We start from the raw sequence: 19155 nt of genomic DNA, 5'->3' as shown, positions 1-19155 counted from the left end.
TTAGATTGACTGGTAATTTGACAAAGTTATCAAAACTCAAAGATTTTCTGTGCAACAACACCCGTAGAATGATTAATTGATGCTCGGAGTTCGAGCAACTACCGCCGTAAAAGTCGGCACGATGCGACCCCAACGGCTCAGAATATCCCACATAACTATTCAGTACAAGAGAGCAAGGGATGGTATTGGCAACAGAAATGGGTTCGTCCCAACCGGAATCCTCTTTCGATTTATCTACTTATCTAGTCAAGCGAAAAGAGGCGATCGAGGTAGCTCTCGACAGTGCACTGCCGGTCATCTACCCAGAAAAAATCTACGAAGCAATGCGCTACTCGCTGCTAGCGGGGGGCAAGCGCCTGCGTCCGATCCTGTGTCTCGCTAGCTGCGAACTGGCCGGCGGCACTACATCTATGGCAATTCCGACAGCTTGCGCTTTGGAAATGATCCACACGATGTCGCTGATTCACGACGATTTGCCGGCAATGGACAATGACGACTACCGGCGTGGCAAACTGACGAACCACAAAGTCTACGGCGAGGATATCGCCATTTTGGCTGGCGATGGTTTGCTGACCTATGCTTTTGAATTTATCGCCACTAAAACTGAGAACGTACCCCCCCAACAGGTGTTGCAGACGATCGCCCATTTGGCGCGGGCATCGGGCGCTGCTGGACTCGTAGGCGGTCAAGTGGTTGATTTGGAATCGGAAGGAAAGACAGATGTTTCTTTGGAAACTTTGAATTACATTCACGCTCACAAAACAGGCGCGCTGTTAGAGGCTTGCGTAGTTTGTGGGGCAATTCTGGCTGGGGCCTCGGCTGCCGATTTGCAGCGGCTGTCTCGTTTCGCTCAAAATATTGGGTTGGCTTTCCAGATCATTGACGACATTTTGGATATTACTGCTACCCAAGAAGAACTGGGCAAAACTGCTGGCAAAGATGTTCAAGCAGGAAAAGTCACTTATCCCAGTTTGTGGGGAATTGAGGAGTCTCGGCGCCAAGCTTCGCAGCTTGTTGCTGATGCTAAGGATCAATTGGCAGTGTTTGGGAGCAAAGCTCTACCGCTGCTGGCAATCGCCGATTTTATTACCAGCCGCAGTAACTAGAAATATCAAACACTATGCAGGAAATTTGCAGCAGCGTCTTAAACAATCATGTACTGGTGGTTGCTTTGCTCGCTTGTCTGGCGGCTCAGATCATGAAGCTGCCGGTCGAGTTGGTTAAAAATCGCAAGTTTAATCTTCAGTATTTGGTAACAACGGGGGGAATGCCCAGCGCTCACTCGTCTTTTGTGGGCGCTTTGGCTGCTGAAGTCGGACAAACGATGGGATGGGAAAGTCCGGACTTTGCGATCGCTGCGATCTTTGCAATTATTGTGATGTACGACGCAGCAGGCGTCCGCCAAGCTGCAGGCAAGCAAGCTCGCATCCTCAACCAAATTATTGATGAGTTTTTTGAGGAAGATCACAACCTTAATGAGGCTCGCCTGAAAGAGTTGCTGGGACACACTCCTTTTCAAGTGCTTGTCGGTTTGGGGCTGGGAATTACTATTGCTTGGATCGCAGGGCCTGCATATTAGTTAACTGTTAACTGTTGACTGTTGACTGTTGACTGTTAACTGTTAACTAATCACTACTGACCGAATTCTGCTTGCAGCAGGTCATCATTATCATCGGCGATCGTGGCGACAATAGTAATAACCCGAGAAATTTCCCCGGCCGAGATTTCGGCGATCGTCCGAGTCGATATTACCGCAACTTTATTGTCAACAATCGCAAAATGAGATTCCAAAGTAGACAGCCAATTCATTTCTAGAAGTTTCCGCATTAATTGAGCTTCATTCTTTGCCGGCAACTGCAGTACAAAAGCCCAAACAGTCAAAGTATCATCTTCGGTGTCGCCAGTGAGTTGCACGAACACTTCAACACTGCCGTACTTAAACTTCCAAAGATGTCCGCCAGCTTCATTTTGACCGACCATCACTTTTTGGTCTACAGCCATGCTGGCGATGACAGTTTCAATTTCTTCTGCATAGGTGACGGCTGTGGCTTTTTCGACCTGCTCGGAGGCGATCGCGCTTTCCCTCGATTCGCTTTCTGCGGAAGCTGTTTGTATGTTCGGCTCGCTGGTAGTCATGATTATATTTAGATGGAAAACTATTCCAATAATCAGTTTACTTGCTAAAGCTTAAAATTATGACTTTAAATAACTGGTTCCGAGGCTATGCCTGGGAACCAGTATATGTCTTAGTTTGCGGAGGCAGACGCAAGTTTGACTTGCAGAGCCGTTTTAACCAGGTTCGCGATCGTATTTAAGCCTTGGGCTTAGTCGCCGACTTCTTCTCAATGTTATTCAAGCCGTTGAGGAACATGGGTACCAATTTCTCCATAAATGCCTGCGGATCGCGGTTCCAGGCCCGCTGAGCTACATCGACTCTGGTCATTTGCAGGTCGGGGGCCAGCAGGCTTGCGGGCAAGCGTTCCATCAGGTATTGCGGGCGTTCCCACATCGGCATGGTGTTGGCAATATCCACTAGGCGGGTGACGCGGCGGAGTTCTGCCCCCAACATGATATCCATTCCCGATTCAAAAGCTGCTTGTTCGATCGCCACATACTTGCGCTTTGCCTGTTCCACCTTCTGGCGGTGTTCCGGGCTTTTGGCAGCTATGGAGCCGAGCCAGCGGTTGCCCCAGCGGACGTGACCAGCTTCTTCGGGAAAAATCTTTTCGATGGTTTCGCGAATTTTAACATTTTCTGCGGTTTGGGGGGCCTGTTTGAGGGCGTGGATGTGCGCTGAGAAGTATTCGCAGCCCCGCTTCTCGGTGACGTTAATCGCCGCGAGGGAAGAAATTACGAAGTCTTCGCGGTTTGTGGTGGGGTCTTGTTGTTCCCTGTCATACAACCTTTCAAATTCGTCAATGTAGGAGACTCCTGGCGGCGTTCCCACATTTTGGCCGAGGTCTACCAGCAAGTCGGTGAGCCACATGGCGTGCCGCGCTTCGTCGGAAATGTGCCGAGACAGGTCGCGCACGAGTTCGGCTGGTTCCCCGTTTAGCTGTTCGATCACCTCGGTGAGGTCTTTGCAACTGCGCTGTTCGCTAAACCGGTAGCGGTTGAGGGTGATCAGGTGAATTTCGCGATCGCGCACTACATTAGCTAAAATTTCGCGCGCTCCCATTGCGTTGCGAAGCTTGCGGGGATAGGCAACAGTCATGCTTTTATGTTGTTTTGTAAAGATACCTATATAAGTGTAACGCAGTTTTTTCGACAACCAATTACCTCGCAAGGCAGAAAGTTATTGTTTAGCACGGAGATTCAATTTTATACAGACAGTTTTTTTACTAGCTCAACAAATGACAATAGTTTTGAGTTGCGAGTCATACCATTTTAGATTTGAGATTTGAGATTTTAGATTAAAAATGAGTGATGACTATCAGGGTTTGGAGCTTTTATACAGTTACGTTAGTTTTTTAAACTGCTATCACGCAAGGGTTGCGCGGATCACAGAAAGCAACCTCATACACTCAAAACTTTTCAGGTTCCGTCGAGTCTTTTGCCTCAACAATAGCAGACTCTTGTTGAAATTTTCGCGCCTCTTCTACTTCCAACCTAGCCAGAGTTGTCGCCACATCGGCTAACTGTAAAGCCAGATTCATCCGACAAATCGGGTTTTTTTCCCTCCAGAGGTCTTTTGCCAAGAAATGTACTCGATAGCGAAACATTTTAATTGAATTTGGCGGAGTAACTTTCACGGTCATAGTCTTTCTTCGGTAGAAGTTTGAATGCGGAGCAGCACCCGTTCTAGCTCCAAGTAAACAAATGTCAGCATGATTACTTTATCTTCATCGGTGATTGTAACACTACAGGTTGCCGATCGAGGTTCAACACCTTCGTGCCTGACAACTACAGTATATTTTCCCTGGTTCAGGTTATCAAAATTCACATCTGCCTCAAACAGGTCAACTGTCTCCTCGGCCAGCACTCGTCCTTCTTGAGTCAGTAAAGTGACAAAGGCAATGCCGTCAACAGAAGTCATGGCGACGTTACTCTGATTGCGGATCATCACAAAAATATCGGACATCGTTTGGTCATTGTTAATTGCTAATTGCTAATTTAGAATGAGTGCAGCACCTCACAAACAAAGGAGCATAAATACGGTGAATTCTTTCAAGTTTTTGCTAATTTTGACTGTTAGTGCAGCGGTTCTCTGTTTAGGAAAAAGTGGGGTTCTAGCTGCTGTCTGGAATATCTCTGAGAATGAGCCTGGTTTGCAACTTCACGGCGTGCGGGTTGCTCAAAGGGACGATCGCAATTTAAGCAACTCGAAAGGTACATTAAAAGAAGGCAGTGCCCTCTCTATCGATCCTGATGAAGTTACGGGCATACCAAAAGCTGAGGCGCGACAGCGTTTCATTTTGAATAAGATATATCGGGTTCAGGAAGGCACTACCGCGGACGATTTGTTTATTGTTGATGAGAAAGCAACTAAATGGGCTGTAGAGGATGTTTCTGAGGCTACAATGGGCCCTACTACTAACAGCGTTGCCCAGATAGTGTCGGGTAACGGGAGAGTCTGGGCGCTGATCCAGAAGTTCTAAACTTCAAAAAAACGCCGCTTTTAAGGGCGGCGTTCTTATTAATTAAAAATTCTCGGTTAAAAATGGTATAATTACCATCTTTAATTTTTAATTTTTAATTTTTAATTTTCTAACAGTCGTAGTAGAGAGCAAACTCGTAGGGGTGAGGACGCAGCCGCATCGGGTTGACTTCATTGTCGAGTTTGTAGGAAATCCATGTTTGGATGAAGTCTTCGGTAAATACCCCGGTTTCAGTTAAGAAACTGTGGTCTTTTTCTAAAGCTTCTAAAGCGCCTTCTAAGGAACCGGGAGTTGAAGGAATCTTGCTCAATTCTTCCGGGGAAAGGTCGTAGATATCCACGTCCAAAGGTTCGCCCGGATCGATTTGATTCTTGATGCCGTCTATGCCGGCGCACAGCATGGCTGCAAATGCTAAATAGGGGTTGGATGTGGCATCGGGACAGCGGAATTCTAACCGCTTGGCTTTGGGGTTGGTTCCCGACAACGGAATCCGCACTGATGCCGATCGATTCCCTTGAGAATAAGCTAAGTTTACAGGCGCTTCAAAGCCTGGAACTAAACGCTTGTAGGAATTGGTTGTGGGGTTTGTGATTGCCAAAAGTGCCGGTGCGTGCTTGAGAATGCCGCCGATGTAATGCAGTCCCATTTGACTGAAACCAGCATATTGATCGCCTGCAAATAGAGGTTGACCGTCTTTCCAAATCGACTGGTGAACGTGCATCCCGGAACCGTTGTCGTTAAACAGCGGTTTGGGCATGAAGGTGATGGTTTTGCCGTATTTTTTGCCGACGTTTTTGATTACGTATTTGTAAGTCAGCAAGTAGTCGGCTGCTTGTACTAAAGTGGCAAAGCGGAAACCGAGTTCGCATTGACCGCCGGTGGCGACTTCGTGGTGGTGCTTTTCAATGGGTACGCCACATTTTGCCATTGTCAGCAGCATTTCCGTTCTCATGTCTTGTGAGGTATCGGTTGGTGCTACTGGGAAATAACCTTCTTTGTAACGCGGTTTGTAGCCGAGGTTGCCGCCTGCTTCTTCTTTGCCGGAATTCCAACGACCTTCGATCGAATCTACGTAATAGTAGCCGGAATTTTGGGTTTGGTCGAAGCGAACGTCGTCAAAAATAAAGAATTCTGCTTCCGGGCCAAAGAATGCTGTATCGCCGAGACCGGTCGAAAGCAAGTAGTCTATGGCTTTTTGGGCAATGGTGCGGGGACAGCGACTGTATGGTTCGCCGGTGCGGGGTTCTTTGATGCTGCAAATGAAGCTGATGGTCGGTTCTGCCATGAACGGGTCCATCCAAGCGGTGGTCGGATCGATGACCATCGTCATGTCTGATTCGTTGATGGCTTTCCAGCCCCTAATGCTGGAACCGTCGAAGGGTACGCCGTCTGTGAATGCGGTTTCGTCGATTTGGTCGTGGTACAGGGAAAGGTGCTGCCAGATCCCCGGCATATCGATGAATTTTAGGTCAACAATCTGGATCTTATTTTCTTGTATGTAGTTTAAGGCTTCTTGGGGTGTCTGGAACATGACTTACTCCTGATATTGGTTGTGTCTTGGCGATCGGCCGATTTCAGACTGTGTGGGCGATCGTAGGCCTTCAGTATCCACTATTTTGTATCTATGGCTACAAAATTCTGAAATAGGGGCCCAGTGCGGCCGGGCAGTTTGAAATTTTTGCCCTGTGGATTTTTCGGCTGAAGATACAAGGCAAACGGCTGAATTTTACGACAGTTTGCCACGGATAGACTACCCTTCGTGAAAATCCTATCTCAAATCTTAATCAAACGCCGATTTGTAGTAGTCTACAATAGGCGGTCTGTCTCAGATAGCAAAGTATTGATAAAGATTTTTGGGAGAGAAACTTATGCGCGATGCAGTGACGAGCCTGATTGAAAATTATGATGTTGCTGGTAGGTATTTAGACCGGGATGGTATCGATCGGTTGAAATCTTATTTTGCAACGGGCACGGCACGGGTACAGGCGGCGGCTGCAATTAACAGCAATGCTGCGGCAATTGTCAAGCAAGCTGGTATCCAGCTATTTGCTGAACAGCCAGAACTGATCCGTCCCGGTGGAAATGCCTACACGACTCGTCGCTACGCGGCTTGTCTGCGGGATATGGATTACTACTTGCGCTATGCTACTTACGCCTTGGTGGCTGGAAGTACCGATGTGCTCGATGAGCGCGTGCTGCAAGGTTTGCGAGAAACTTACAATTCTCTAAGCGTTCCCATTGGCCCGACGGTGATGGGGATTAGCATTATGAAGGAGATGGTTAAGGCTCAGGTGGAAGCTGCTGGCTTGTCTGTGGGGCCTTTTTTGGATCAGCCTTTTGATTACATGATTCGCGAATTGAGCGAACAAGATATTTAAGTCAATTTGCTAGTTCTTTTAGCAGCAAATTGCACTTGTGGCTGGCAGTTAGCAGCCGTTAGATCGATCGCTTTTTTTGGCCTCACAGCCTCCAAGCGATCTTTTTTTATGAGTTATACAATTTTAGATTAAAGATTTCAGATTAAAAATTATAGATTAAAAATTATAGATTAAAAATTTGAAGAATGGGGAATGACTTATGAATTAATGGTGTGGAGCTTCCCTATAATTGCATTCTTGTTTGAAACTGGTGCTAGAAATCGTCAACACATCCCCAGACGAGGCATTTGTCTAGGGGATTTTTGGTTGGGCGCAGATCGATTTGTGCGACGGTTGTTACTTCTACTTCGCCGTTGGGGTAGAGAATGTGGATGATGTCACCGCTGACGAAGGCTAGGGGATTTTCTTGACAATTGCCCGGATTTCTGATAGGAAAGTTAATTGTTTTCATAGTCGATCGCCCTAATGGTATTTGTAGCGCTTTTAGCTGCATATAAATCATCCGCTAGTCGCCCAAATTTTTGTGTGATTCTATGAATGTAGCTCTGTGATAAAACTAGACACTCAGAGCGATCTCAGTCACATAATGTGAGCTGGGGGCGATCGCCCGGCGATGATCGAAAAACCAAAATGCTAGCAAAAAATCAGCAGTCCGGCTTGTGCGTAAGTGCTAATCTGGTACTGTCCTTAACCCTATCCGTACAGATTAAAAACCTTGGCTAAACAGCGACTAGACACTTTATTGGTCAGCCTCGATTTGTGCAGTTCCAGACAACAAGCTCAGGCATTGATTAGGACTGGGAAAGTCTCAATCAACCAACAGGTAGTTGACAAACCGGGTACTGAGGTTGACATTGCAGCAAAAATTCAGATCAAAGAGCGATCGCGCTACGTTTCTAGAGGTGGCGACAAATTAGCCAAAGCTTTAGAGGTTTTTGCGATTCCCGTTGCAGGCAGAATTTGTCTCGACGGCGGCATCTCCACAGGAGGTTTTACCGACTGTCTGCTGCAAGCCGGCGCCGCGCTAGTGTATGGCGTAGATGTTGGCTACGGTCAAGCAGATTGGGGCTTGCGTAACGATCCGAGGGTAATTTTGAAAGAACGCACCAATTTGCGGTACATGACTGCTACTGAGCTTTACGGCGACTCTGCGCCAGCAGATTTGGCGGTAGTAGATGTGTCGTTTATTTCCCTGGATAAGATTTTACCCGCGCTGTGGGAATTGTTGACACCACCGCGAGAAGCAGTGTTGCTGGTAAAGCCGCAGTTTGAGGTAGGGCGCGAGAGAGTCGGGAAAAAAGGCGTAGTGCGAGACTCAGCAACTCAAGCTGATGCGATTTTTCAAGTGTGGAAGGCAGCCACAGCTTTAGGATGGCAGGAAAGGGGCTTAACGTGGTCGCCTTTACTTGGCCCGGCGGGTAATATCGAGTATCTTTTATGGTTGGGGATCGATCGCGAACAAGAACCAGACCAGAGGGCGATCGAAGAGAGTGTTGTCAAGGAACGGATCGCACAAGTTACCAAAGCGGCCGCGCGGGAACTTGTCGATCGATTGTAGATTTTACATTTTAGATTGATTTCAAGATGTCAAGCTAATCTATTTTAAAAGTCAAATTTTGAACTCCTGATTAATCTAAAATTTCAAGTTTTTTCGTCAATCGGACTCCTCAACTTTCACAAGAGTGAATAATTCCATGCAATCATTCAAACAAGCCGGTTCGATTTTACTCTACGTTCTAGGTGCCATTGGGTATGTGGCGATTGTAGCTATTATTGTAGGCGTTTCAATTCTCATCAAGTGGGCAGCTTTGCTACTAGCAGACAAATTATTATATACAATTCTCATTATCGGCGATTTGTTGAGAGGTATCGAAATTATTGAACTGTTAAATATATTAATATTTGCTTTTATCGGTATGGGAGTGGGTGTGGCGACAAGGCTTTTACACCCTCAATACGGTCGCAAAATTAGTGCAGCTTTGTTGATAGTTATAGTTCCCTTAGTTTTCATGATTACGCCAGCCATTAGATATAATTCTTGGCTGGACAAAGTAGAGGAATCGGATAACTTATTACCCGCGCAAACTGCAACCTTAACTAACTCATTTTTGAATAGAAAAGTAGGATTGCCTGGTTTTATGGGTTATTACGTATATACTGGTCAGTTTCCCGTTATTCCGGCGAAACAATCGGAGATGAAAGATCTTGACAGCTTTGAAAAAAAAGTTAATTCCAGATTTGTACAGTTCACAGGTATTGCTCCGACTATTGTTACTTGGTCAATGCGGGTTTGTTTTTGGCTGATTAGAATATTTTATTTTTCTATAGCGGTAATTGCCACGATAGCCCATTTTAGGGAAGGTGTTAGAATCGCGAGACGGTAATACGATTTTAGATTTTAGATTTTAGATTAAAGAATGGGGTATCACTGATGAGTATGGTGATTTGGAGTTCACCTACATTTGTATTCTTTTTGGACAATTGTATAAGAATAAAGGTTATTCCTTACTTGGTATGCTAAACTAACAATTAAAATGCCAATAAGCAAACATCTATTTTTGTAATTTTCAAAATTTCTAAAGCCATACGCCGAACTTTTTACAGCGGATTCCAGGTTTATGAAGTACAGTAGCAGCAGCTTCTAAACCAGTTTTTAAAGTGCTGTGGATTAACCAAATAAGCGTGCCGTAGCTAGTAAAACGTCAACCATCTTGGTAGTAATTGGCGAAAACTGACGTAAAAAAGCTTTCAGTGGTGACCACCATAATTAGATCGGATTAAAGTCAGGAGAGTAAGGTGATAAATTCAAGACACTGGCACCAGCGGCTTGAATCAATGGTTCAATCATCGCCAACTTACAGCATATTCCGGCGTTGCTGAGTTAGAGTATGAATAGGAGGAATAATTTATACAATGCCCAGAATGTAAATCAACCCATATCCGTAAAAATGGCAAGAAGAAAGGAAAACAGAATCACATTTGTGTCCAATGTGGTCGTCAATTTATTAATCGCTATGAACCCCATCGAGGTTATAGCGAGAGTATCAAACGTGATTGCCTAAAAATGTATGTCAATGGTATGGGCTTACGGGCGATAGAACGAGTTAAGGGAGTTCATCATACCGGGCGTAATAAATTGGATAAAACAAGTCGGAAAACTGTTGCCAGATGTTTATGATCCTGAAGTCATTCCAGAAGTTGGTGAACTCGATGAATTACAAACTTATGTAAAAAAAAACAGACAAAATCTGGCTGTGGACAGCGGTTGACCACTTTCAACCAGGAATTTTAGGCTGGGTATTAGGGGATCATAGCGCTAAGACATTTGAACCATTATGGGACAAGGTAAGTGCATGGAAATGCTACTTTTATGTAACTGATGGATAGTCTGTATATCCCATGTTTATTCCTGATGAGAAGCAGATTATTAGCAAGACTTATATGACACTCCTTAGAAGGGGAAAATACCAGACTAAGACATTATTTGGCTAGGCTAAATCGTCAGACTCTTTGTTATTCTAAATGTGAGGAAATGCTCAAGCATTCTATTAAGGTATTAATACATTACTTGAAATTTCATGATATTCCCATTCCTGGGGCATTCATACCTTGATTCAGCAACACCAATAATTGTTGTTTGAGAATGCACGCACGATTTGGCATAATGGAGGGAGATATTTTGGTTTGTAAGGCAATTATCTATGTATATCTTGCCTTACAGATTTTTTTGGCTCACTTTTTCAGTGCCATTGGACTGAAGTCCTCACTACCAACTTTATAACGGTTATTGTACTGGAGATAATATTACAGATTTCCTTTAATCCCGATCGCCGTAACAATAGTCCACGCATCCACCAACAGCAGCAGCAGCGTACATAAAAGTAAAATAATATACATCCAAGGCTGCGACAAAGGGCGGACATCTCTAGTATCAATAGCTGTTTTTGCTTCCACCAAACCGACTAATTTACCAAACCCAGCCACTCGCATTGGCAACAAATAACCTTCACCCGAATGACTCAAAAAATAGTAAACTAAACCTCCTTGACCTGTCGATCGAGGTTTGAGAGCTTTTACCTCAGTCCAAGGTAGCGACCAACCCTTGCGAAACAAACGCGGAAACCACTTGGGATAGGTGACTTCAATCCCTTCCTCGCTCAAAATTACCCTTTCACTGAGCACGCCGTACAAGCCCACAGCGCCGACAACAATTGCCGCCCAGAGTGCGGCCGGGGGAATCGGTGCTTTCGTTACTTCCGACAAAAACGGCAATGGAATTGTCAGGGCTGTGTACAAGCTCAACAGCGTGATTCTAATCAGGGGAGAAAGCCGGAATACCGCCGGCTCAAATACTGGGGCAGAAGATGGGGAAGAGGCAAGAGGTTGTGCTGACATGGCTGAAATTCGAGAAGCTGTTTAAGGATATTTTTGCACAGTTGTCGGGCCCGCCAACCAAACTCAGGGAAATAGGAAAAACCGGACAATATTTCCAGTTGTGAGTTTTGATCTAAAATTCATTTCAGAAACTTTGATTCTTAACTGTTGAGTTTTTACCGCTTTGCAGAAGTTGGAATTTTGAGCGCGGAGTTATCAATTCACTGACAATTTATAACTCAAAACTCACAACTGCGATTAATCGACGGCGGTTAGGGCCGGTACAGTCAGAGGTTCTGAGATTTCTCGGGACTTGGGGCGGCCGGCCATGACTGTTCGATCGCCCTGAACTGCCTCTGGGGATCTGCTAGGATTGACGTTTGAATAGGGGCCTTCGTTAATCTGCAAGCGATCGCAAGGAATTTTATCCGACAAAATTGCACTAGCCATCATCCCGGTGTGAATTTCCAATGCTGCGGCCGGCATCGCTTCAAACACTAAGCGCTGTCCGGGAAACACCACTCGTTCAAAGTACCAGTTAGGAATGTTGGTGATACGAGCAATCTGAATTTGACTGGTGGCGTTGACGTAGCAGCACAGAATCTTGCTGTCGGTGTCTGAGGGTACGGGGTCAAGAATTTGAGCCATAACTGCTGAGGGAGCCTTGCCTAAAAGTTTTAGTTATCTTCTCAGGCTAACACTAGGTGATCCCGCCTACTGTAAAGCCGACTACCAACTCCCTAATACATGAGAGACCGATCGTACCTAACTTAAAATCTAACCGGATAAATATCTGCTTTTTGACTCCCCGCTGGGATTTTAAGTCAAAATACGCTGTATAAACTTAAAAATTAGCTTTTTTCTGCTGCTGTCGCCGATCGACACCAACAAGCTCGGCCTTGAGCTCAATAGAAAAATTTAAGAATATTTAATGTCAAATTGCGAAAATTAGACATATTGTAAAGTTATATTAAAAGAATATTAACATAGCTGAAAAAGTTCCACTTTAGGATATGGCAATCATGGAAAACCGAGAAAACCGAGTCCTGTACGTTCGCCTCCCTTGCAATCCTATTTTCCCGATCGGAGTTGTGTATCTTTCGGATCACGTACACAAGCTGTTTCCCGATGTCGAACAGCGCATTTTCGATTTAGGCGCCGTACCCCCCCTGGATTTTGCTAAAGCTTTAGATGCCAGCATAGACGAGTTTAAGCCGACTCTGCTGGTTTTCTCTTGGCGCGACATTCAAATTTACGCGCCCGTGGGCGGCCGGGGCGGAAATCCGCTGCAAAATGCCTTCGAGTTTTACTACGCCAAAAATCCGCTGATCAAGTTCCGGGGAGCCCTCGGAGGACTGCGTTTAGCCGCATCTTACTACACCGAACTCTGGCGCAATTTGGGACTGATTAAGCGCGGATTGAAGCGGGCCCGGAAATACCGCCCGGAAGCTCGTGCAGTGGTCGGAGGCGGTGCTGTGAGCGTGTTTTACGAGCAGTTGGGTCGCAGTTTGCCGACGGGAACTGTGGTTTCGGTGGGGGAAGGCGAAGCTTTGCTGGAGAAGTTGATTAAGGGCGAAGATTTGGCCGAGGAAAGATGTTATGTGGTGGGAGAAACCGTGCCACGCGCGAAGCTAATTCACGAAAAACCAGCCAACATCGAGAAAACAGCCTGCAACTATAACTACATCGAAACCATTTGGCCGGAATTTTCCTATTATCTGCAGGATATGGACTTCTACGTCGGAGTCCAAACCAAGCGCGGCTGTCCTCATAATTGCTGTTACTGCATTTATACGGTGATTGAAGGGAAACAAGTGCGGATCAATCCAGCGGATGAGGTGGTAGCAGAGATGCGGCAATTGTACGATCGAGGTATCCGCAATTTCTGGTTTACCGACGCTCAATTTATCCCAGCACGCAAATTCATCGACGATGCAGTTGAATTATTGCAAAAAATCATCGCCGCCGGCATGGACGACATACACTGGGCAGCTTACATCCGTGCGGACAATCTCACACCAGAGTTGTGCGATTTGATGGTAAAAACGGGGATGAATTACTTTGAAATCGGCATCACCAGTGGTTCCCAGGAACTGGTTCGCAAAATGCGGATGGGCTACAACTTGCGAGTAGTTTTAGAGAATTGTCGCGATTTAAAAGCAGCCGGTTACAACGATGTGGTTTCCGTGAATTACTCGTTTAACGTCATTGACGAAACCTTTGAAACCATCCGGCAAACTATTGCTTATCACCGAGAACTAGAGCGGATTTTCGGAGCAGATAAAGTAGAACCTGCTATTTTCTTTATCGGGTTGCAGCCGCACACTATTTTAGAAGAATACGCCTTTAAAAAGGATATTCTGCAACCGGGTTACGATCCGATGAGTTTGATGCCTTGGACAGCGCGCAAATTGCTGTGGAATCCCGAACCTTTGGGTTCGTTTTTCGGGCAAATTTGTTTAGAAGCTTGGCAGCGGAATTCCAATGATTTCGGTCGCGAAGTGATGGCTATTTTGGAGGAAAAACTCGGCTGTGCGGATTTGGAAGAGGCATTATCTGCGCCAGTGGAAATCAAAGACAAACAGTTGGCAGCAGTTAATTAATTATCAGGTTCGCAGTCAGGACGAAGGTTATTTGAAAAATGGGAAATGGGAGGAAAAATCTATCTTCTGTTTCCCTTTTTATTATTGACTAAATAGCTAAGCACAAATAAACATTACCCTGTAACTGAGTCAGTTCGCGATCGCCTGGGCGTCTAGAAACCCAGTTTCTACGAAAATCAAAGGTTTACTAACGAGAAATATATGAAGAAACCCGGTTTCTCAGATCAGCGTGAACAAGCCATAAAACCTTAAATATATCCTAAATACAAGAGATTGCTTTCCTTCGATCGCATTGACATACTTATGTATTTTCACTGGTGTAGGGTGAACAGTTCGCACCTTACTTAAACCGAAGGTGTACCGTGTTCCTGCACCTTTCACCTCTGAGATTAAATATTATTAATATCCAGCAAATATCGCTTAAGATGTAATTATATAGTTAAAACCAGGAGTGACCAGATGTTTTATAAAGAGAGAGTTAAGGGCATTAAAGGAGTAGTTCTAGTTATGGCAGGCATTAGTGCGATCTGCTTTTTGACTGCCTCAGCACAAGCAACTCCACTAAATCAACCGATTGGCAAAGTTCGGGCGATCGCACCCAACACTTTGGGCAATAACCAACCGCTGCAAATTGCTCAAGTTGAGGGATGTCCGAGGGCCGAAATGGTGCAATCTTTCGCAACGCCCAACTTTTCTATATACATTTGCAAAACCCAGGAAGGCGATATTTTTTACCGCGGCCTCAGCAAGATAAATGGCACCCAAATCAATGTCATGCAAGTAACGACAGGTGAGGACGGAAGTTATGAAGCGACTAACGGCAATATTATCTATTCGATTAACCCCGAACGCCTGCAAGTCCGGCAGAATGGTAAGGTAATCTTGACCGAAGGTGTTATCAAGTAGCCCTAATTGTGATTCAACGATCGCTCCTCTAAATTTAGGGTGTATTTTATTTAAGTGAAAAATTCAAGCCCAGCAAAAATATATTGATTCCTCAATAATCAAAGAGAATCAGTGGTAACGGTTATAAAATTAACTAACTTTTGTTTAAATACCTCTCAATTAGGACGATCGCCACAATATCGTCCACTGGCTTCGGTGGCGTCCGCATTCCCTCGGGAATCAAGCGAGAAAGTCCCGTCGGAGGGTACATTTGCCAGTAGCGTTCCCTCGCTTCTAAACTGCTGTATCTCTCGTCAACCTGAACAATTTTGAGCGCAGGCGACAAACTCTGCGTCAGTTTTTGTTTCCAACTCTTAGAAGTCGTTTGATCTCCGATTACCAATAACTCAATGGGAAACTGTTCGCACAAAGATTGAATAGTAGATATCGCTGCTTCGGACTGCACAACTTGATGGTAGCAGACCTTCTTATCTCTACCCATTACAGCTATGCCACATTTGTCTTTACCTGGATCGAAACCTAAAATCATAGCCAGTTACCTATTATTAATTACCAAATTTAATTTTTAATTTTCAAGTCTCCTGAGTCTTGTTTTTGTTGTCCGGTGCGAAAAACAATGACTCCGTTTTCAAGAGCAACTAAATCTATTTTAAGCGGGCCGGCGATGTAAGTGACATCTGCGGCGATCGCCTGAACGTCCAGCGGTTTCTCGTACTGCTGCAACCGCTCGATAAAACCAGCCAAAGTTTCAATCTGACTGTCGGCCACTTGAACTCTACCGCCGACAACACCGATCAGGCGAGCGCGAAATTGACAAGCTTCTATCAATTGCAGCAACTGCTGCCGCACTTGGTCGTCGGTCAAAGTCACCGGATCGACAGCAATCCCTGCAATCACATCTCCAGCACGGAACACAACTCGATTGATTTCTGCTTCTGCAAATACCTTAATTACCTTTTCTTCCCGCAGGTAATTAGCGCCGGCGACAATCCGCACCACGTAGTCTTGACCGTCTTTAATCTGACTAATTAGTTGATCGATTTCTGCTTTAGTAATTTGAATAATCTGGTCTCTAACCTTCCTATTTTCCGGCTGCATGAGTCCGACGGTGGTTTTATTTGCTTCTTGCAAAAGTCGATCGATCGCGCCACTTGCCATACCGGGTTCGATAATGCGAACGACGCCAGCAGCTAAAATTTGACCGCGCCTGATGGCAACTGTACCCTCGCGGATTGCCTGAAAGTCCCGTTCCAAAACTTGCACTTGCTGCTGCAATAAAGTTTGCTGCTGTTCTAGTTGAGCTTGTTGCTGTGCCAAGGTTTCTAGGAGTGCTTCCCTCTCGGCAATTACTTTGTCGCGCTCGACAATTATTCGATCGCGCTCTGCCAGATTTTGCACCCGCTGAGCAATTTCCTTGTCTCGCTGGGCAATTAGTTCGTTGCGAGCGACAATTTCCTTGTCCCGCTGGGCAATTTCTGCCTCTCGCTTGGCAATTTCTCGATCGCGCTGGGCAATTTGAGTTTTTACCTGCTCTCGCTGCTCAATTAACTGTTGGCGTTCCTCTTGCAGTTGAGCGATTTCCGATCCTAAAGTCGTTTTTTGAGCAGAAACTGTTTTCAATTGGTTCTGGGTGCGATCGAGCTGAGCTTGTGTATTCGATCGGGCCGTTTCGACCAGTTTCAATTGTTCTTCGGTGCGGGATTTAGCTGCTTCCACACTGCTGAGCTGTTCTTCTGTCTGAGATTTAGCCGCTTCTACCTGACTTAACTGCTGTTCAGTTTTAGACTTGGCTGCTTGCACGCTGTTGAGCTGGGCCCGCAGCGAGTTTAATTTTGTTTGCGTCCGAGCTTGCTCAGCATTAGCCGTTTGGAGGGATTGATTAATTTGCTCTAAATTGGCTCTAGCTTGCGCTTGAGCGGCTCTGGCTTGAGTTAATTCAGTTTCAACTCGATTTTTTTCTTGAGTGGTTTGGTTGAGTTCTCTGCGGGCGTTGTTAAGTCTTTTTTGAATTTCGTCTATTCTAAAAACTCCTGTTCGCAGCGGTTTGCTAGTCGCAAACAAAATGCCCAGAGTCAGTGCGGACAGGATGCTGCCGGCCATTACTGTCACAACAACAGCAGTATCGCGGGGGCGAAGTTTGAACAAGCTCAACCTTGCCTTGCCGACTTTCGTCCCAAGGCGATCGCTGACAGTGGCGATCACACCCCCCAACACTAAAATTACAAATACCAGGATGTATCCAGCAGTCATTCCGATTTTAGATTTTGGATTTTGGATTTTGGATTGAATCTAAAATCCAAAATCCAAAATCCTATACTTTCTCGGCATCAAGTGAATTGCTGGCTTAGGGCCACCGGGTTGTGGACTGTGATCTTTTTCTTGTGGATCGAGATCATTGTTTCTTGCCTGAGATCGCCCAGTAAACGAGTCACAGTTACCCGTGTCGAGCCGATCGCTTCGGCGATCGCTTGGTGGGACAGCTTCAAATCTATCGTAATCCCCTCTGTACCGGGTACGCCAAAATCCCGGCACAGAATCAGCAAAAAGCTGACGAGTCTCGAACCCATATCTCGGTGGGCCAGCGTTTCGATCATCATCTCGGTTTGCAAAATCCGAGATGACAGTCCCCGCAGCATCACCATGGACAATTCTGGGTCTTCCTTGAGCGCTTTCTCAACTTGTTCGATCGGCAGCGAGATCAATTCCACCGGTGTAAAGGCTACCGCATGGTAAAACCTGTCCGATCGGTGTCCCGTAATCAGAGACAGCACCCCAAATACGCTATTTTCGCGCAGGAGGGCGACTGTAATTTCTTCCCCTGCTTCGTACACCCTGGAGAGCTTCACAGCACCTCTAATGAGAACGTAGACGCGCTCAGCCGGGTCTCCAGGGAAAAAAATTGTCTTGCCCCGTTCAAAGGTTTCCACAATGGGTGGAAACGCCCCGCCGCTGATTTGGCGGAACACGGCTGCTAGCGGTCTATCATGCGTCACGACTAGATCCTTTGTACTAATCAATACTTTATAACTTGCCGATTAACCTTATTGAGTAAATATACTTCCTAACCTCCAATATCTAGGGATTCTGTTACTTCCATCTAATGTTAAGGTAAACACACGCTGTATGATTAAATCTAGCCCTTCTCTTAACTTTTTCAATTCCCCCCCATGTAGCTCCACAGCAAAATTAATATCAATTGTGTCTCAATTGTGTCTCAATTGTGTCTCAATCAGTTAAATCTGAATCAGTTGTGTCTAAACTGGCGGGGTTGTCGCATAGAGCCAATGAGAACGGTGCAAGTTGCTTTTAGATAAACTACAGATGATAGATTTGACCGGAAAAAATGCTCTTGTTACGGGCATTGCCAACAATCGCTCGATCGCCTGGGGCATCGCTCAGCAGCTCCACAAAGCTGGGGCCAACCTCGGCATAACTTATTTGAAGGACGAGAAAGGCAAGCACGAGCGCAAAGTCGCTGAACTGGTGGAACCGCTCAATCCCAGTCTGTATTTGCCCTGCAATGTCCAAGACGAGAGCGAAATTGAGTCTACTTTTCAAACCATCGCCGACAAGTGGGGCAAGTTAGATGTCCTGATCCACTGTCTGGCTTTTGCCGGCAAGGACGAACTTTCGGGAGACTTCACCAACACTTCGCGCCAAGGTTTCTCCAATGCTTTGGATATTAGCGCTTACTCGCTGGTGCGGCTTTGTGCTGCAGCTAAACCCCTGATGGCCGAGGGCGGCAGTATTGTGACCCTGACTTATTTGGGCGGCGTCCGGGTAGTTCCTAACTATAATGTGATGGGAATTGCTAAGGCGGCTTTGGAAATGAATGTTCGTTATCTGGCTGCTGAACTCGGCCCGTTAAATATTCGGGTAAATGCGATTTCTTCTGGCCCGATTCGGACTCTGGCTTCGTCAGCAGTTGGCGGTATTCTGGACATGATCCACCACGTTGAGGAAGTGGCGCCGCTGCGGCGGACGGTGACTCAGCAGGAAGTGGGAAATGCTGCGGCTTTTCTGTGCAGCAATCTCGCTAGCGGGATTACGGGTCAAGTTTTGTATGTCGATGCCGGTTACGAAATCATGGGAATGTAACGGTAGTCGAGAGTTTTGAGTTATGTAAGGGCGGGTTTAGACAATAAACTTTTACTTTAACAAGTAAGTTTTATGCAAAAACCGCCCCTTTCGAGAGTTTTGAGTTTTGCATAATTCTCTTAACTAAACACTTGAGAATCAGCGCTGCTGAAGCTGTAATCTTCAATTATATTATGTGCGGTCGATTACCCCTAATAA

Annotated in this window: 20 protein-coding genes and 1 pseudogene; 10 read left to right on the top strand and 11 right to left on the bottom strand. The window is 45.8% G+C overall.

Going from position 1 to position 19155, the window contains the following annotated elements:
• Nucleotides 1–179: 179 nt before the first annotated feature.
• Nucleotides 180–1106, top strand: a complete 927-nt coding sequence (gene crtE, locus QUB37_RS11760) for a geranylgeranyl diphosphate synthase CrtE (RefSeq protein ID WP_190658217.1) — start codon at nt 180–182, stop codon at nt 1104–1106.
• Nucleotides 1107–1120: 14 nt separating this feature from the next.
• Entirely contained in the window at nt 1121–1579 is a 459-nt protein-coding gene (locus QUB37_RS11755; RefSeq protein WP_333162069.1) for a divergent PAP2 family protein, read from the top strand.
• A gap of 53 nt (nt 1580–1632) precedes the next feature.
• Here the strand turns inward: QUB37_RS11755 and QUB37_RS11750 are convergent, their stop codons facing one another.
• The 4 genes from QUB37_RS11750 to QUB37_RS11735 all read right to left on the bottom strand — a co-directional run bounded on the left by QUB37_RS11750 (nt 1633) and on the right by QUB37_RS11735 (nt 4081).
• Nucleotides 1633–2136 (bottom strand): YbjN domain-containing protein, encoded by a 504-nt coding sequence (locus tag QUB37_RS11750; RefSeq protein WP_333162066.1) that lies wholly within the window; start codon nt 2134–2136, stop codon nt 1633–1635.
• Nucleotides 2137–2311: 175 nt separating this feature from the next.
• Nucleotides 2312–3214, bottom strand: a complete 903-nt coding sequence (locus tag QUB37_RS11745) for a ferritin-like domain-containing protein (protein WP_333162064.1) — start codon at nt 3212–3214, stop codon at nt 2312–2314.
• Nucleotides 3215–3524: 310 nt separating this feature from the next.
• On the bottom strand, nt 3525–3758 hold the full coding sequence (locus QUB37_RS11740; protein WP_333162062.1) for a hypothetical protein: 234 nt from the start codon (nt 3756–3758) through the stop codon (nt 3525–3527).
• Nucleotides 3755–4081: a hypothetical protein gene (locus QUB37_RS11735; protein ID WP_333162060.1), complete on the bottom strand. Its 327-nt coding sequence runs from the start codon at nt 4079–4081 to the stop codon at nt 3755–3757. Before QUB37_RS11735 ends, QUB37_RS11740 begins: the two co-directional genes overlap by 4 nt.
• Before the next feature lie 37 nt (nt 4082–4118).
• Here QUB37_RS11735 and QUB37_RS11730 point away from each other — a divergent pair, with 37 nt between their 5' ends.
• The gene (locus tag QUB37_RS11730) at nt 4119–4598 is read left to right on the top strand and encodes a hypothetical protein (RefSeq protein WP_333162058.1); all 480 of its coding nucleotides are present in this window, start codon (nt 4119–4121) and stop codon (nt 4596–4598) included.
• 109 nt (nt 4599–4707) lie between these two features.
• Here QUB37_RS11730 and glnA read toward each other — a convergent pair whose 3' ends face one another.
• Nucleotides 4708–6129 carry a type I glutamate--ammonia ligase gene (gene glnA / locus QUB37_RS11725; protein WP_333057654.1) on the bottom strand — a complete coding sequence of 474 codons (1422 nt, stop codon included), beginning with the start codon at nt 6127–6129 and terminating at the stop codon, nt 4708–4710.
• A 337-nt stretch (nt 6130–6466) separates the two neighbouring features.
• On the opposite strand from glnA, the gene apcB reads away from it, so the two are divergent.
• Nucleotides 6467–6976, top strand: coding sequence for an allophycocyanin subunit beta (apcB, locus tag QUB37_RS11720; protein ID WP_293258696.1), 510 nt, complete (start codon nt 6467–6469; stop codon nt 6974–6976).
• Between the two features lie 253 nt (nt 6977–7229).
• Here the strand turns inward: apcB and QUB37_RS11715 are convergent, their stop codons facing one another.
• Entirely contained in the window at nt 7230–7469 is a 240-nt protein-coding gene (locus QUB37_RS11715; RefSeq protein ID WP_333162056.1) for a hypothetical protein, read from the bottom strand.
• Nucleotides 7470–7691: 222 nt separating this feature from the next.
• Here QUB37_RS11715 and QUB37_RS11710 point away from each other — a divergent pair, with 222 nt between their 5' ends.
• The 3 genes and pseudogenes from QUB37_RS11710 to QUB37_RS11700 all read left to right on the top strand — a co-directional run bounded on the left by QUB37_RS11710 (nt 7692) and on the right by QUB37_RS11700 (nt 10589).
• The gene (locus tag QUB37_RS11710) at nt 7692–8534 is read left to right on the top strand and encodes a TlyA family RNA methyltransferase (RefSeq protein WP_333162054.1); all 843 of its coding nucleotides are present in this window, start codon (nt 7692–7694) and stop codon (nt 8532–8534) included.
• Nucleotides 8535–8670: 136 nt separating this feature from the next.
• A complete protein-coding gene (locus QUB37_RS11705) occupies nt 8671–9360 on the top strand; it encodes a hypothetical protein (protein WP_333162052.1) in 690 nt (229 codons plus the stop codon).
• A gap of 524 nt (nt 9361–9884) precedes the next feature.
• Nucleotides 9885–10589: pseudogene (locus QUB37_RS11700) on the top strand (IS1 family transposase).
• Nucleotides 10590–10780: 191 nt separating this feature from the next.
• Here the strand turns inward: QUB37_RS11700 and QUB37_RS11695 are convergent.
• Entirely contained in the window at nt 10781–11371 is a 591-nt protein-coding gene (locus tag QUB37_RS11695; protein ID WP_333162050.1) for a hypothetical protein, read from the bottom strand.
• A gap of 237 nt (nt 11372–11608) precedes the next feature.
• Nucleotides 11609–11998, bottom strand: coding sequence for a DUF1830 domain-containing protein (locus tag QUB37_RS11690; RefSeq protein WP_333162048.1), 390 nt, complete (start codon nt 11996–11998; stop codon nt 11609–11611).
• Nucleotides 11999–12372: 374 nt separating this feature from the next.
• Here QUB37_RS11690 and QUB37_RS11685 point away from each other — a divergent pair, with 374 nt between their 5' ends.
• Both QUB37_RS11685 and QUB37_RS11680 read left to right on the top strand, forming a co-directional pair.
• Nucleotides 12373–13953, top strand: coding sequence for a photosystem II high light acclimation radical SAM protein (locus QUB37_RS11685; protein WP_333162046.1), 1581 nt, complete (start codon nt 12373–12375; stop codon nt 13951–13953).
• A gap of 459 nt (nt 13954–14412) precedes the next feature.
• Nucleotides 14413–14859 carry a hypothetical protein gene (locus tag QUB37_RS11680; protein ID WP_333162044.1) on the top strand — a complete coding sequence of 149 codons (447 nt, stop codon included), beginning with the start codon at nt 14413–14415 and terminating at the stop codon, nt 14857–14859.
• A gap of 133 nt (nt 14860–14992) precedes the next feature.
• On the opposite strand, the gene QUB37_RS11675 is transcribed toward QUB37_RS11680, so the two are convergent.
• The 3 genes from QUB37_RS11675 to ntcA all read right to left on the bottom strand — a co-directional run bounded on the left by QUB37_RS11675 (nt 14993) and on the right by ntcA (nt 17852).
• A complete protein-coding gene (locus QUB37_RS11675; RefSeq protein ID WP_333162043.1) occupies nt 14993–15388 on the bottom strand; it encodes a pre-16S rRNA-processing nuclease YqgF in 396 nt (131 codons plus the stop codon).
• Between the two features lie 29 nt (nt 15389–15417).
• Nucleotides 15418–17109 (bottom strand): DUF3084 domain-containing protein, encoded by a 1692-nt coding sequence (locus QUB37_RS11670; RefSeq protein ID WP_333162041.1) that lies wholly within the window; start codon nt 17107–17109, stop codon nt 15418–15420.
• A gap of 77 nt (nt 17110–17186) precedes the next feature.
• Nucleotides 17187–17852, bottom strand: coding sequence for a global nitrogen regulator NtcA (gene ntcA, locus QUB37_RS11665; protein WP_006634020.1), 666 nt, complete (start codon nt 17850–17852; stop codon nt 17187–17189).
• Nucleotides 17853–18180: 328 nt separating this feature from the next.
• Here ntcA and fabI point away from each other — a divergent pair, with 328 nt between their 5' ends.
• Nucleotides 18181–18957, top strand: coding sequence for an enoyl-ACP reductase FabI (fabI, locus tag QUB37_RS11660; protein ID WP_006634022.1), 777 nt, complete (start codon nt 18181–18183; stop codon nt 18955–18957).
• Nucleotides 18958–19155: the final 198 nt, after the last annotated feature.

This window comes from Microcoleus sp. AT3-A2, assembly GCF_036705685.1.
In the GTDB taxonomy this organism is placed as follows: Bacteria; Cyanobacteriota; Cyanobacteriia; order Cyanobacteriales; family Microcoleaceae; genus Microcoleus.
This window is presented reverse-complemented; position numbering and strand designations above follow the sequence as displayed.